Genomic DNA, 12,774 nt, shown 5'->3' with positions numbered 1-12,774 from the left:
ACATAACTATCTCGACTTTACCATAAGTCGAAAATCGGAAGGAATGATAACTTATGTCAGATACGTTTTTACTCGTATTGAAACTTGTCGGAATCATTGTCATTGGAGCTCTGATTGGCGCAGTCACGAATCATCTAGCGATTCGGATGTTATTTCGACCACTTGAACCGAAATACATCGGAAAATTTCACGTGCCGTTTACGCCGGGTCTGATTCCTAAACGGCGAGATGAACTAGCAGCGAATCTCGGACGGACGGTCGTCAAGCATCTCTTGACGCCAGAAGGGATCGGGAAACGTCTCGCATCACCAGCTGTTCGTGGAGCTGTCACACGGCTCGTCGAACAAGAAGTCATGAAATGGACACGTTCAGAAGAGACGACGGAAGCGTGGATTAGTCGATTCATCGACGAACCAAAACAACGGATTCAAGGGAAAATCAGTTATCACTTGGAGCAGGAGTTTTCACTCCTCATGGGTAAATGGCGTGAAAAATCCGTACGCGAGTTGATCGGGGAAGCCGGAGAACAAAAAATCGAGGAGGTCATGCCAAGACTCGTCACATCCGTATTGCACCAAGCAGAGGAATATTTTGATGGACCAGAAGGACGTCTACAACTCGAGGAAACTGTTGCTCGTTTCATCCAACAGCGTCTCGGAGGTGGGATGTTCGGGATGTTGCTCGCGAACGTCAACGTCGTTGATATGATTCAGCCGGAGCTGAAACGGGTACTTCAATCAGAGTCGACGTCTCAGTTCATCCTTGCCTTATTACGTCAGGAATGGCAAAAGGGACTAGATCGTCCACTGTCGTCTTATATGACAGAAGAGACGGAGTCACGGATTCGACAGACCGTCAAAGAACAAGTCTTGGCGCGTTTACCGATTGAATCGATGCTTGCTACACCATTACGCGTCTGGTTGAATCCCCTCGAGTCACAATTACTCGAGCAACATGTCCCTGTCGTCATCGATCATCTATTCGAACGGACGACGAATCAAATCGGGCAAATTCTACAAACGCTTGATCTCGAAACGATTGTTCGAGAAGAGGTCGGTTTGCTGGATACTGCGTATCTCGAGGAAATCGTCTTATCGATTTCCAAGCGAGAATTCCGGGCTATCACTTGGCTTGGAGGGTTGTTAGGTGGTTTAATTGGATTGATACAGGCGGGGCTTTATCTCGTCTAAACAAATTGGAGGTTTTACTCATGGCAGAAACAAACTTATACGATCACGCGTACACACTGGAGCGTGCATTACGTGAGACTTCGGAGTACACGACATTAAAAGATTTGTACACGCAAGTTAACGCGGATCCGGAATCAAACGAATTGTTTGCATCGTTCCGTAACATCCAACTCGAATTACAGCAAAAGCAGATGCAAGGTGAAGAAATCACACCAGACGATATGGCGTCTGCCCAAACAAAGATGCTTGAAGTCCAAAACAACCCATTAATCAGTCAGCTGATGCAAGAAGAGCAACGGATGCATACGATGTTGACGGAAGTCACACAAATCATCATGAAGCCGTTAGAAGAACTCTACGCGCCAATGATGGAGCAACAAGACGACGTTCAATAAGTCATCAAAAAGGAAGACGCGCCATTATGGCCGTCTTCCTTTTTTGTATGGCTCAAGATGAAGTAGGAACGATTCGTGGCAAGTAAGCGCGCTCGAAATGAATCAAACGACCTGAACGTGTGACGCGAGCGGCATGATGAGCGTACCCACTCTCATTGAGACGCCGAACCCCTTCTTCTCGTGCCTGTCCATCTGTGTCTGCTTCAAAAACGTCATCGAGTAACGTTTCACCACGATCTGAAAAGACTGTAATCGTATACTGCATACTTGTTCCTCCCTTGTCTGATCGGTCTTGTACTTAGTATAATGAATAGCTATTCATTTTACAAGCGCAGGTCTAAGTCTTGCCACGTCAACTGTCGCGCAGCGGGAGGAGTAGTCAGGTGACTGACCGTCATACCAATCAAGCGGATCGGTCCGTCGAAGGTGATACCATTGAACAATTTAGTTGTTTCCTCAAGTAAGCGTTCTTCGTCCGCCGTTTCTTCTGAAAATGTATGCCGTTTCGAACGTGACTGGAATGTATCGGTCTTCCACTTGATCGTGATCGTCCGGCAAACGAGTTCTTTTTTTTGAAGACTCGCAATGACGGATTTTGATTCTCGAATCAACGTCTCGAATATCGTATCGATATCCTCCGTATCTTCTTCGAAGGTCGTCTCAGAACCAATCGATTTTCGCTCGCGTTCCGGACGAACCGGACGCTCGTCGATCCCGTGTGCCATCGCATGCAGTTCCGTTCCCCGATCGCGTCCGAGCAATGCTCGTAATTGTTCGACCGGCATTGCTTGGACATCTGCGACGGTTTCAATCCCTTGTTTTCGTAACGCTTGTTCCGTGACTTTTCCGACGCCGTGTAAATCTCCAATTTTTAATGGAGACAAGAAACTGAGGACGTCCTCTGGAGGAACGACCGTCATCCCGTTCGGTTTCTCGTATCCGGATGCGACCTTCGCGACGAGCTTAGAGTTCGAAACACCAGCAGAGGCCGTCAGACCTGTTCGTTCTTTAATTTGCTGTAGAACATATTGCGCGATATAGGTCGCACTTTTTTGATCAAAATAATTTTCCGTGACGTCGAGGTACGCTTCATCAAGCGAGAGAGGCTCGACGAGCGGTGTCACTTCTCGAAAAAGTTCCATAATTTGCGCACTGACAGCCCGATAGACGTCAAAGCGGGGACGAATGAAGACGGCACGGGGGCAAAGCTGGAAGGCACGTCTTGACGGCATCGCGCTATGAATCCCGTATTTCCGTGCTTCATAGGAACAGGTCGCTACGACACCACGTGCATGAGGCGGTCCACCGACGACGACGGGAACACCTTTTAATCGAGGACGATCGCGTTGCTCGACGGAAGCGTAAAAGGCGTCCATATCAATATGAATGATTTTTCGTTCCATCGTACAAGCGTCTCCTTTCAGTAGATATGATACAATTAGTATAACGAACTTATGTTCTGATATCTATTTTTTTGGTCGACTGTTCTTTGGCATCCGAACAAGAGCGCCTAACCATCCACGCCAGCGCATCCAGTAGAAGATGCCACCGGTCGAGAGAAAAATCAAACCAAGGGATAGGGCGTAACCGTATTTCCATTCTAATTCCGGCATGATTTTAAAGTTCATCCCCCAAATCGCACCGAGGGCCATCGTCGGTGTCGCGACGGCAGTAAAAATCGTTAATGCCTTCATGATTTCGTTTCCACGGAAGTTCGAGACGGTCGTCGATAAGTCGAGCAGGACCTCAATGTCTTTTTGATAATGTTCAATGAGCATCAACAGACGACGGACACGTTTCGTAGCTAGTTTCAACGAGAGATCCTCGAGATACGCGTCCTCGTCAAGAAATGATTCTTCGCCAGCCATGACGAGCTCTTGAAACGGAACGATCAAATCGGACCAGTTCTCGATTGTGTCGCGTAACGCGAAGATACTATCGAGCGAATCTTCATTTATACTGCCGCGCAGTTCATCTTGTCTTGAGAATAGTTCCGTCTCAAACTGATCGATACCGGCAAAATACGTGTTCAGCTGTAAAGCAAGAATCGTATAAAAAGCCGCAAAGGGATGCGCGGGAGAATAGGGAGCGACCAGGGACACGATTGAATCCGACAATCCGATCGTGATCAGTTTTTCTTTCGTTACATAAAAGCAAATCGAGCGGCGGTCACTTTTGTCGACAGGATTTTGCCAGGTGACGACAGCGCCATAGAGAACCCCTTTTTCCGAGCGGGTGAAGTTCATGTCTTTCGATCGCAGCTGCGTCACCCAGTCCATTTCGGATTGGTCGACGGCAGCCGTCGGAAATGTTTGTTCATAGTCAGCTAAATCGAGATAGCGGGACCAATTAAATTGAGGTTCCAGTTCCATGTTCATGACTCCCATATAGTAGAATGAAATAGTATATGCCTTAAGTGTAGTCAATGGAATATAAAAAAGACACCTATTTTACAGATAAAGGACGTGTTTCAAGTATGAAAGGAATCGGTAAATTAGCAGTTGGAGAAACGCTCGATCAACGAGCGATGATCAAGCAAGCGGTCAAAGGAATTGCAGCAAATGGGAAACCATACTTGACGCTCATCTTGACGGATAAGACAGGTGAAATCGAGACGAAGATGTGGGATACGAGTGATCTTGAAAAATATGCGCCGAAGTCGATCGTCCATGCTGCTGGAGAAGTCATGGACTATCGGGGACGGACACAACTCAAGCTCAAACAAATCACGGTCCTAGAGGAGACGAATGTCGAGGACTATGTCCAATCCGCGCCGATTCCGCGAGAGCAGATCGAGACGGAAGTACTCGCGTTCGTAGAATCGATTCAGAACAGTGATATGAAAAAGCTCGTTAAACATTTGATTACTTCACGATTCGACGCCTACTTCACGCATCCGGCAGCGGTCAAGAACCATCATGCTTTTTACTCGGGGCTGTCATACCACGTCCTTTCGATGTTGCGTCTAGCGGATCAAATCGCTCAGCTCTATCCGACATTAAACCGTGACGTGCTAATCAGTGGCATCATTCTGCACGATTATGCGAAAATCAAGGAGTTATCCGATCCGGTTGCACCGGAATATACGTTGCCTGGTAAACTCGTCGGTCATATTACGATGATGGTAGCGGAACTTGAGAAAGTCGGAGCAGAATTACAAATTGACGCAGAAGTACTGACGGTCTTGCAACATCTCGTCTTAAGTCATCACGGACGACCGGAATGGGGTTCTGCCGTCGCACCACAGATGCGCGAGGCAGAAGTCTTGTTCTTGATCGATAACCTTGATGCACGGATGACGATGATGGATCGTCTCCTTGAATATGTCGAGCCAGGACAGTTCTCGGAACGATCATTTGCACTAGATAATCGTGCTTTTTATCGTCCGAAGCTATAAGGGGGAAAAAAGATGAAGACGAAGTTGTTTGATACGGTTCAACTCGGAACGTTGACATTCCGCAATCGGGTCATCATGGCGCCGATGTGTATGTACAGTGCAAAAGAAGATGGACTCGTTACGGATTGGCATGTCACGCACTATGCAACCCGTGCAATGGGTGGTGTCGGTGGTGTCATCTTAGAAGCGAGTGCCGTCACGCCAGACGGTCGCATTTCAGCCGGTGACCTTGGGATTTGGTCAGATGCGCATATCGAAGGACTACAACGGATCGCAGAGCAAGTCAAAGCAGCGGGTGCAAAAGCAGGCATTCAATTGGCCCATGCTGGGCGCAAAAGCACGACGGCAGAACCACCCGTTGCACCGAGCGCTTTACCGTTTGATGATACGTATACACATCCACGAGCATTAACGCTTGAGGAAATCGCGACGATCAAACAACAGTTCATCGATGCAGCACTGCGTGCGGAACGAGCAGGGTATGATTTCATTGAAATTCATGGGGCTCATGGTTACTTACTGAACACGTTCCTTTCTCCGTTATCAAACGTTCGTGAGGACCAATACGGTGGATCGATTGAAAATCGGATGCGCTTGTTGCTAGAAATCATTGATGGCATTCAAGCCGTTTCAAAGCTCTCGATTTGGGTCCGGATTTCAGCAGCGGATCACGCAACAGGGGGAATGACAGCGACGGATTATATTCCACTCGCAAAAGAACTAGCTGCACGTCACATCGATCTACTCGACTGCAGTTCAGGTGCTGTCGTCGCTAATGCCGTACCGGAAGTGTATCCGGGCTATCAAGTGAGCTACGCAGAAGAGTTGAAACGAGAGACGGGTATTGCAACAGGCGCGGTTGGATTGATCACGACAGCTGCCCATGCAGAAGAAATCGTCCGTAACGGTCGAGCGGATATCGTACTGCTCGCACGTGAGTTACTGCGTCAGCCTTACTGGGTCTATCATGCGGCAGCCGAACTAGGAGACACGGTCGCCTTGCCGAAACAATACGAACGGGCACCGATTCGGACGGTACGCTAACTATTAATCATATGAAAAAACGACACAAAAAAGGAAGCCCCAAAGGCTTCCTTTTTTGATTACTGCTGTTGTTGTTGCATCATCTGTTGTTGCATTTGTTGTTGTTCTTGTTTGTCTAAATCAAAAGCATCCTTGAAGTCTTTGTTTTCGATTTTAACATCGTATTCTTTCATGAGTGAACGGTAGATATCGTTCGGGTTGACTTGTGCTGCTTTTTCTTCAGCAAGTGCTTTTTTGATGCGTGATTTTTCTTTATCAAGTGTAAAGTCTTTCTTTTCTTTACGATCGACTACTTTGATGATGTGGTAACCGAACTGTGTTTTAATTGGATCGGAGATTTTACCTTCAACGCCATCCTTGAACGCATAATCTTCGAATTCCTTGACCATTTTACCTTTTGTGAAGTATCCAAGGTCTCCACCTTTTGTACCGCTACCTGTATCTGTTGATTTCTCTTTTGCGAGTTTCGCGAAGTCCGCGCCGTCATCCAATTGTTTTTTAATGTCTTTTGCTTCTGACTCTTTCGCAACGAGGATATGGCTTGCTTTAACTTCGACTTTTTCTTGGTCAAAACGCTCTTGGATTTCTTTATCTGTTACTTTTGATTTCGCAGATTTTGCTTCCGTTAAGAGCATTTGTGTGCGAAGAACTTTCTCGAATTCTTTTTCATTCTTGATTCCAGCAGATTTCAATGTTGTACTGAACTGCTCTTTATCCGGGAACTGGTCCTTTGTCTTCTTGACTTCTGCTTCGACTTCTTTATCCGTGACTTCTTTGCCGTATTTCTTCTCAAGCAATTTGTTCATCGTTTGCTGGAAGGCGATTTGAGCACCAGCTTTTTCGTATGCTTCTTCTTGGACGTCAGCCTTGTTGACTTCGCCACCTTTGTAATTGATGACGGCTTCGTCATTTGATCCACATGCTGCTAACGTAAATACACTTGCGACTGCTGCTGCGCCTAACAATTTCTTTTTCATACATACACCCCTAATTTACCATTTATTTCAACCGTTTTATCATATCATATTCTCGTCTGGTTGACAGCTGTATCTTGTCATGCCGAGAGATACTTGCTCTTTTCCATGCTATCACATCCAAGTAGCCGGTTGAGGATAATTTTTATGGGAAATTGTGAGGGAAATAACGCTCTTGAGACATAGTAGTAATGTCCTTGTCATGAGGAAAAAAGACCTAAAAAAAGCATTCTAGCTAGAGGCTAAAACGCTTTTAGTAAGGTTATGCTTTTTTGATTGAGTCCATGACTGGATCTTGAGGGCGACGATCTGCTTCTTCTGTGATCATCTTTGATGTCTCAGCGAATATGTCCATGAAGCTGTCGCCATACAAGCGACGTACGATCGCAGAAATGTCCGTTAATTCCGGGAACTTCCCGTACAGTTCCTGAAGAGGAAGTGATGCACGGAAGACACCGTTTTCTTCAGGGCGGAACGCTTGAATCGTCTCAAGCAAGAGTGATTCGCCCTCTGGTGTCAACTGGACGTAGGTATTTCGTTTATCTGTTTCCTTTTTTGAGAACGTCAACAGTCCGCGGTCTTCTAACTTCTTCGAGAAGTTGAACGCCGTCGAGACGTGCATGACACCATACTTCGCAATCTCTGAAATCGAGGCACCGCCTAGCGCGTGCGAAATCCACAAGATATGATGTTCATTGATGTTCAGATCAAAAGGCTTGATCCAATTTTGCCAATCTTTTTCTACCGTTTTCCATAGTGCTTTGCTTAACTGGACAATCTTGTGGCTATACAACAAAGCCTCTTGTCCAGGATATAACTTTTCGTGTTCCATATCTGACTCATCCTTTCGAAAGGTGACAATGGCTCAAACGCGCAAAATGCAAACTATACAAAAACAAATCGAAGCAACGGATCTTACTTTTGTGGAGAAAGCTGGTCTGCTTCCTGTTTCGCTTCATCAGCGAGAGACTGGATCTTCGTGAGCGATGCTTGGACTTCCGTTTGGTATTCCGAGACGCTCTGCATGACTTCTTCTTTGAAGTGCATACCAGACGCTTTTGCTGTCTCTACTAAGTTCTTGCCCTCCTGGGTCAAATCCTGCACATTCGTTACGATTGTAGAATAAGAATTTCGACGTTGATGACCGTTCGAAGAGTCGCTTTTCGTACCTTGGCGAAGCGCCTTCAGACCGTAAAAAGTCACAAGTGTTAGCGTAGCACCAAAAGCGACCCAGTTACGGGCGGGACGCTTCGACATATTGAACCTCCTTTTTAATATTAAAATATTTGTTTCATATTATTTTACCGAAAATCGAATGAAAGAAACCTATTTCGGCAATATTTTTCTAAGAATAGAAGAAAAAGAGCAGACTTAGATGCGAGAAGCGATCGAGTTAGCGAGTTCAGCCAATTCCTCTGCCGTATAATCGTCATTATGAACTTCCCATTTCGCACCGAAACCGTCTTGTTTATCGTGACGCGGAATGAGGTGCAGGTGGAAGTGGGAGACCGATTGACCCGCTACTTTTCCTGTATTCGATAAGAGATTCATGCCAGCTGCCTCTGTCTCTTGTTGAAGAGCACTACTGATTTGCGGGATCGTCGCAAATACGTCTTGTGCTTGTTCAGGAGAAAGATCATACAAATTATCGGCATGTTGTTTTGGGATGATGAGCGTATGTCCTTTCGTCACTTGTGACAAATCGAGGAAGGCGAGAACTTGTTCGTTCTCGAATACGATATGACCAGGGACTTCTTTGCGAGCAATTTTACAGAAGATACATGACTCTTTTTGCATGGAACGTTCACTCCTTTGGGTAAGATAACATTAGTATACGGAAAGTTTCCGACTTCCGCACGATTGACAGTCAAATTGAACCCGATACACTTAGAAACATACAGCTACTGAAGGGAAGGAGCGAACTGCATGGCATCACGAGTAGCCTCGACGGCACAAAAAAAACGAAAACGGCGTCTGCTCGTCGGTAGCGTTATCGTCGTCGGTCTTTTCTTATTCGTTGCCTTTTGGTTTGGGCGTAACATGCAAGAAGCGGCGAAAATGGAGAAAACAGACGAGCGTCTTGCTACCTTGTTAAAGGAAAAGGATCAGCGTGGATTCCAAAAGCTAGTCACGATGAACGATAAGTCACTACCGATGAGTGAGGCGACGCGACTCGTTAACTGGTTGACGGCTGATGCAGAGCGGACGGACCGGGTCATCGCACAAGTCAAACAGGATCAAGACGCAGGTAAGCAAGTGAAGACACATCTGTTTTCGTTACAAGAAGAGGATGGATGGCTTTGGTATGACCGGTACTCTCTCGATGTGAATCCTCAACGGTTAACCGTTTCGAGTGATCTACCGGGAACAAAGGTTTCACTAGATGGAGAAGAAGTAGGGACGATCGATCAGAAATCTCTTGAAGTCAAGCGTTCTCCTGGAGAGTACGATGTTCAAGTAAGTGCGGAACAATCAGGACAGACCGTCCAGGAATCAAAGACTGTACAACTCGGAGATGAACCGAACGCGACAGTCGACTTTAAATTAGCTGATCGGTTCAATACGACCGTTTCGAACGAATATGCAGTCGATATCAAAACGTTACTTGAGACGGAAGTGAAAGCCCGGACTGGAAAAAGTATCGATACGATGACTGGCTATCTTGGACGTTCGCGTGACTCGTTTGAGAATACGTTCGGCACGCCTGATTCGACCGTTGCCAATCGAGCGCGGTACGATGGATATGAAGTAACCTATCAGTCGGGGCAGGTGGAAGAATTGTTAATCCGATTGAATAAGACTCCGGATGAACTTGAAGCCATCGCTGGAAAACCAGAACGAAAGAAGCGAGAGCAAGTCGGTACGGTTTGGGAATATCCGTCTAGTTTTCTCGAAGGTGTGTTCGAATGGTTGAATCTGCGAGCAGAAAAACGTGTCGTCGAGCGAGAAGACGGCATGTGGTTACAATTAAAAGACTAAAAAAATCCTCGGACAGAACGTCCGAGGATTTTTGGTTATCGTTTATTCACCGCACGGAGAATGAACGATACGATGAGGATAAGAATGATAGCTCCGAGTAAAGCAGGTACGATTGCGAATCCAGCAACCATTGGACCCCAATCTCCGAATAATGCTTGACCAATCAATGCACCAACGAAACCAGCGATGATGTTACCGATAATACCACCTGGAACATCTTTACCTAAAATCAAGCTTGCTAACCAACCAATAATACCACCGACGATTAATGCCCATAAGAATCCCATTTAAAACACTCCTTTTCAATTTAAGATATATGATTACTTACGTACTGCCCGGAGAATAAGTGAGACGATGAAGATCAAGATGACTGCTCCGAGAATAGCCGGAATGACTGCGAAACCAGCGATTTTTGGTCCCATTGAACCAAAGATGGCTTGACCGATCATCGAACCGATGAAACCAGCGATAATGTTACCGATGATGCCACCCGGCACATCTTTCCCGATAATTAAACTTGCGATCCAACCGATGAGACCACCAATGATGAGTGCCCATAAGAAACCCATTTTAAAACATCTCCTCTACATATTAGTTTTACCTGTTTTCAGGCAGTTATAAACACGTGCGAAAATGAAAAAATCTGAAATCGTTCATTCTTTAAATGACTAGACAATTAGACCACTTGATAGAGAATGAATGGACGATTCATTGATTTCACTTTCAATTTACATGTAAATCGTTTTCATATATTGATGTAACGATTACACTTAGAGTAATTGCCGAAAAAACAAGTATTAAAACATTATATTTTAAAAAACTAGGCGTTAAGCTAGAAAAACGAAGCAAATCTACTTTACGATGAGCCTAAAGGGAGTGGCGAACATGTTATTAGATATCAAAGGTTTATCAGGTGGATATGGATCGAAAACCGTCCTTCATGACATTAGTATCGAAGTGGATCGGGGTGAACTCGTTGGTTTAATTGGTTTAAACGGTGCTGGGAAATCGACGACGATCAAGCACATACTCGGTCTTTTGCCAGTCAAGACGGGATCAGTTCGAATCAATGGAATGGATTTAGCAACGAACGAAACCGAGTATCGTCGTCAAGTTGCATACATTCCAGAACAACCGATGTTATATGAACAACTGACATTACGGGAGCACCTTCGTCTGATGGCGCAAGGATATGATGTCGAAGAAGCGATCGCGACAGAACGCGCGCAACATTACGCTGAACGACTTCGGATGACGAAGCAACTCGAATGGTTTCCAAGTGTCTTCTCAAAAGGAATGAAACAAAAAGCGATGATCTTGTGCGCACTCGTCACAGGGAGTGAGCTGTTGATCGTCGATGAACCGTTTGTTGGACTAGATCCGCTCGCGATTCGCGAGTTATTACAGATTTTTAGTGAACTCAAGCAAGACGGTAAAGGTATTTTAATGTCGACGCATATCCTTGAGACAGCAGAACGGCATTGTAATCGTTTCGTACTCTTACATGAGGGTCACATTGCAGCGGAAGGGACGACAGCTGCTTTACGCGCACGATATGGATTACAAGATGGAACACTAGATGATTTGTACGTCGCTGCAATCGAGGAGGCGGAACGATGAGCAGCCAGTCCTTATGGAGGGAACGGTATCAGGCGGCGATGACCGAGACGGTGAAATACACAAGGTATATGGCGAATGGTGGACTATTATTCACCGTGTACTTCGTTATTTTGTACGGTTTAGTCGTATACGGTCGTTTCCTCGACCAACTCGATCCATCGTTTCCTGGTCGGTTCGTCATGGCAGCCTTGTTTCTGATTTTACCGCTCTACCGGACGAGTCGGACGTTTCTCGTTGAGGCGGACCAAGTGTTTTTGTTACCGGTATTAGCGAAGTTATCAGGGTTTATGCAACAAGTACGAGCGTACAATGCGGTCTTTGGTATCATCCGTGCCGTGATTCCATTTTTAGCTGTCGTTGTTCTCTATGTTCGAACGGAACAGACGACACCACTTGAACTTGTTTTACTTGGGGTAGCACTTGGACTGTTCGGAGCAGCAGCGAACTTATCAAAACTTGAAGGAATTGCACATCGGACGGTGCTGTTATATGCGTTCGGAGCGGCACTTCTCGTCATCATCGATATGGCGTGGATGGCGATCGTCGTCGCACTTCTCTTAATGGTCGTCCTTCATCTGAAGCGTCAGGATCATCTTCCTCTACGCGAATGGATTTCACTTGAGCAGGAATCGCGCGATCGATTTTATCGATTAGCGAATTGGTTCGTCGATGTGCCGCATCTATCGGCAACGTATAAACGCCGTCGTCTCTTAAGTAACATGGTCGAGCGGATTCCATATCGAGCGCAAACGACATTCGATTACTTGTATGTCAAACAGTTCATCCGGAGTGGAGACGGGATCGGATTGATTGTTCGTTTGACGTTAATTGGAGCTGTTTTCATGTGGTTGGCAAGTGGAAATGTTTGGTTCGTCGCCTTAGCGATTCCAGCGTTCGGAGGACTAACTAGTTTTCAGTTGGCGCCATTCACGAAAGCAGTCGATCAGCATCTTTTGACTCGTCTATTACCATTTGGAAATGCCGTACTGGCGAAACGGAAAATCATCCGCTTCGCAGCAATCAGTCAATGTATCGTACTGACACTTATTGGATTCTTTTTAAGCGGATCCATCTATGTCGTTGGTGGAGCAGCGTTGGCACTTGTGATCGGTGAGTATTATGCACGAAAATGATAGACAATTAGAAAGAGCCTACGCGATGAATCCATCGTGTAG

The 12,774-nt window shown here is 45.9% G+C and carries 15 protein-coding genes and 1 pseudogene; 7 read left to right on the top strand and 9 right to left on the bottom strand.

Going from position 1 to position 12,774, the window contains the following annotated elements:
• The first annotated feature begins 53 nt into the window (after positions 1-53).
• On the top strand, positions 54-1,190 hold the full coding sequence (locus tag AYO36_RS10825; protein WP_064300389.1) for a DUF445 family protein: 1,137 nt from the start codon (positions 54-56) through the stop codon (positions 1,188-1,190).
• 20 nt (positions 1,191-1,210) lie between these two features.
• Positions 1,211-1,585, top strand: a complete 375-nt coding sequence (locus AYO36_RS10820) for a YlbF/YmcA family competence regulator (RefSeq protein WP_023467337.1) — start codon at positions 1,211-1,213, stop codon at positions 1,583-1,585.
• A gap of 52 nt (positions 1,586-1,637) precedes the next feature.
• Here AYO36_RS10820 and AYO36_RS10815 read toward each other — a convergent pair whose 3' ends face one another.
• From AYO36_RS10815 to AYO36_RS10805, 3 genes are all read right to left on the bottom strand, one after another.
• A complete protein-coding gene (locus tag AYO36_RS10815) occupies positions 1,638-1,850 on the bottom strand; it encodes a YhzD family protein (RefSeq protein WP_064300388.1) in 213 nt (70 codons plus the stop codon).
• Positions 1,851-1,908: 58 nt separating this feature from the next.
• Positions 1,909-2,988: a DNA polymerase IV gene (dinB, locus tag AYO36_RS10810; protein ID WP_064300387.1), complete on the bottom strand. Its 1,080-nt coding sequence runs from the start codon at positions 2,986-2,988 to the stop codon at positions 1,909-1,911.
• Between the two features lie 63 nt (positions 2,989-3,051).
• Positions 3,052-3,957, bottom strand: coding sequence for a magnesium transporter CorA family protein (locus AYO36_RS10805; protein ID WP_023467340.1), 906 nt, complete (start codon positions 3,955-3,957; stop codon positions 3,052-3,054).
• A 104-nt stretch (positions 3,958-4,061) separates the two neighbouring features.
• Between AYO36_RS10805 and AYO36_RS10800 the strand changes: the two genes are divergently transcribed.
• A complete protein-coding gene (locus AYO36_RS10800; RefSeq protein WP_029340932.1) occupies positions 4,062-4,982 on the top strand; it encodes an HD domain-containing protein in 921 nt (306 codons plus the stop codon).
• Between the two features lie 12 nt (positions 4,983-4,994).
• A complete protein-coding gene (namA, locus tag AYO36_RS10795) occupies positions 4,995-6,026 on the top strand; it encodes an NADPH dehydrogenase NamA (RefSeq protein ID WP_064300386.1) in 1,032 nt (343 codons plus the stop codon).
• Positions 6,027-6,085: 59 nt separating this feature from the next.
• On the opposite strand, the gene AYO36_RS10790 is transcribed toward namA, so the two are convergent.
• From AYO36_RS10790 to AYO36_RS10775, 4 genes and pseudogenes are all read right to left on the bottom strand, one after another.
• Positions 6,086-7,003, bottom strand: coding sequence for a peptidylprolyl isomerase (locus AYO36_RS10790; protein WP_050677713.1), 918 nt, complete (start codon positions 7,001-7,003; stop codon positions 6,086-6,088).
• Between the two features lie 259 nt (positions 7,004-7,262).
• Entirely contained in the window at positions 7,263-7,832 is a 570-nt protein-coding gene (locus AYO36_RS10785; RefSeq protein ID WP_023467344.1) for an HTH-type transcriptional regulator Hpr, read from the bottom strand.
• A gap of 83 nt (positions 7,833-7,915) precedes the next feature.
• Positions 7,916-8,257, bottom strand: coding sequence for a hypothetical protein (locus tag AYO36_RS10780; protein ID WP_023467345.1), 342 nt, complete (start codon positions 8,255-8,257; stop codon positions 7,916-7,918).
• 114 nt (positions 8,258-8,371) lie between these two features.
• Positions 8,372-8,800 (bottom strand): annotated as a pseudogene (locus AYO36_RS10775) (HIT family protein); the annotation flags it as partial.
• 126 nt (positions 8,801-8,926) lie between these two features.
• Here AYO36_RS10775 and AYO36_RS10770 point away from each other — a divergent pair.
• Positions 8,927-9,979, top strand: coding sequence for a TcaA second domain-containing protein (locus tag AYO36_RS10770; RefSeq protein WP_064300384.1), 1,053 nt, complete (start codon positions 8,927-8,929; stop codon positions 9,977-9,979).
• 35 nt (positions 9,980-10,014) lie between these two features.
• On the opposite strand, the gene AYO36_RS10765 is transcribed toward AYO36_RS10770, so the two are convergent.
• Both AYO36_RS10765 and AYO36_RS10760 read right to left on the bottom strand, forming a co-directional pair.
• Positions 10,015-10,266 (bottom strand): GlsB/YeaQ/YmgE family stress response membrane protein, encoded by a 252-nt coding sequence (locus AYO36_RS10765; protein ID WP_029340936.1) that lies wholly within the window; start codon positions 10,264-10,266, stop codon positions 10,015-10,017.
• A gap of 33 nt (positions 10,267-10,299) precedes the next feature.
• On the bottom strand, positions 10,300-10,548 hold the full coding sequence (locus AYO36_RS10760) for a GlsB/YeaQ/YmgE family stress response membrane protein (RefSeq protein ID WP_023467349.1): 249 nt from the start codon (positions 10,546-10,548) through the stop codon (positions 10,300-10,302).
• A gap of 316 nt (positions 10,549-10,864) precedes the next feature.
• Here AYO36_RS10760 and AYO36_RS10755 point away from each other — a divergent pair, with 316 nt between their 5' ends.
• Positions 10,865-11,599, top strand: coding sequence for an ABC transporter ATP-binding protein (locus AYO36_RS10755; protein WP_064300383.1), 735 nt, complete (start codon positions 10,865-10,867; stop codon positions 11,597-11,599).
• The gene (locus AYO36_RS10750) at positions 11,596-12,732 is read left to right on the top strand and encodes an ABC transporter permease (protein ID WP_064300382.1); all 1,137 of its coding nucleotides are present in this window, start codon (positions 11,596-11,598) and stop codon (positions 12,730-12,732) included. The genes AYO36_RS10755 and AYO36_RS10750 overlap by 4 nt, the downstream gene beginning before the upstream one ends.
• The last annotated feature ends 42 nt before the right edge of the window (positions 12,733-12,774 follow it).

It is taken from the genome of Exiguobacterium sp. KKBO11 (assembly GCF_001644945.1).
In the GTDB taxonomy this organism is placed as follows: domain Bacteria; phylum Bacillota; class Bacilli; order Exiguobacteriales; family Exiguobacteriaceae; genus Exiguobacterium_A; species Exiguobacterium_A abrahamii.
Note: the sequence above shows the minus strand (reverse complement) of the source record. Positions and strands in the feature narration are given on the sequence as shown.

Excerpts from the sequence above, each read along its gene's own strand:
- AYO36_RS10825 (WP_064300389.1), top strand. The coding sequence starts at position 54 with ATGTCAGATACGTTTTTACTCGTATTGAAACTTGTCGGAATCATTGTC.
- AYO36_RS10820 (WP_023467337.1), top strand. The coding sequence starts at position 1,211 with ATGGCAGAAACAAACTTATACGATCACGCGTACACACTGGAGCGTGCA.
- AYO36_RS10815 (WP_064300388.1), bottom strand. The coding sequence starts at position 1,850 with ATGCAGTATACGATTACAGTCTTTTCAGATCGTGGTGAAACGTTACTC.
- dinB (WP_064300387.1), bottom strand. The coding sequence starts at position 2,988 with ATGGAACGAAAAATCATTCATATTGATATGGACGCCTTTTACGCTTCC.
- AYO36_RS10805 (WP_023467340.1), bottom strand. The coding sequence starts at position 3,957 with ATGGAACTGGAACCTCAATTTAATTGGTCCCGCTATCTCGATTTAGCT.
- AYO36_RS10800 (WP_029340932.1), top strand. The coding sequence starts at position 4,062 with ATGAAAGGAATCGGTAAATTAGCAGTTGGAGAAACGCTCGATCAACGA.
- namA (WP_064300386.1), top strand. The coding sequence starts at position 4,995 with ATGAAGACGAAGTTGTTTGATACGGTTCAACTCGGAACGTTGACATTC.
- AYO36_RS10790 (WP_050677713.1), bottom strand. The coding sequence starts at position 7,003 with ATGAAAAAGAAATTGTTAGGCGCAGCAGCAGTCGCAAGTGTATTTACG.
- AYO36_RS10785 (WP_023467344.1), bottom strand. The coding sequence starts at position 7,832 with ATGGAACACGAAAAGTTATATCCTGGACAAGAGGCTTTGTTGTATAGC.
- AYO36_RS10780 (WP_023467345.1), bottom strand. The coding sequence starts at position 8,257 with ATGTCGAAGCGTCCCGCCCGTAACTGGGTCGCTTTTGGTGCTACGCTA.
- AYO36_RS10770 (WP_064300384.1), top strand. The coding sequence starts at position 8,927 with ATGGCATCACGAGTAGCCTCGACGGCACAAAAAAAACGAAAACGGCGT.
- AYO36_RS10765 (WP_029340936.1), bottom strand. The coding sequence starts at position 10,266 with ATGGGATTCTTATGGGCATTAATCGTCGGTGGTATTATTGGTTGGTTA.
- AYO36_RS10760 (WP_023467349.1), bottom strand. The coding sequence starts at position 10,548 with ATGGGTTTCTTATGGGCACTCATCATTGGTGGTCTCATCGGTTGGATC.
- AYO36_RS10755 (WP_064300383.1), top strand. The coding sequence starts at position 10,865 with ATGTTATTAGATATCAAAGGTTTATCAGGTGGATATGGATCGAAAACC.
- AYO36_RS10750 (WP_064300382.1), top strand. The coding sequence starts at position 11,596 with ATGAGCAGCCAGTCCTTATGGAGGGAACGGTATCAGGCGGCGATGACC.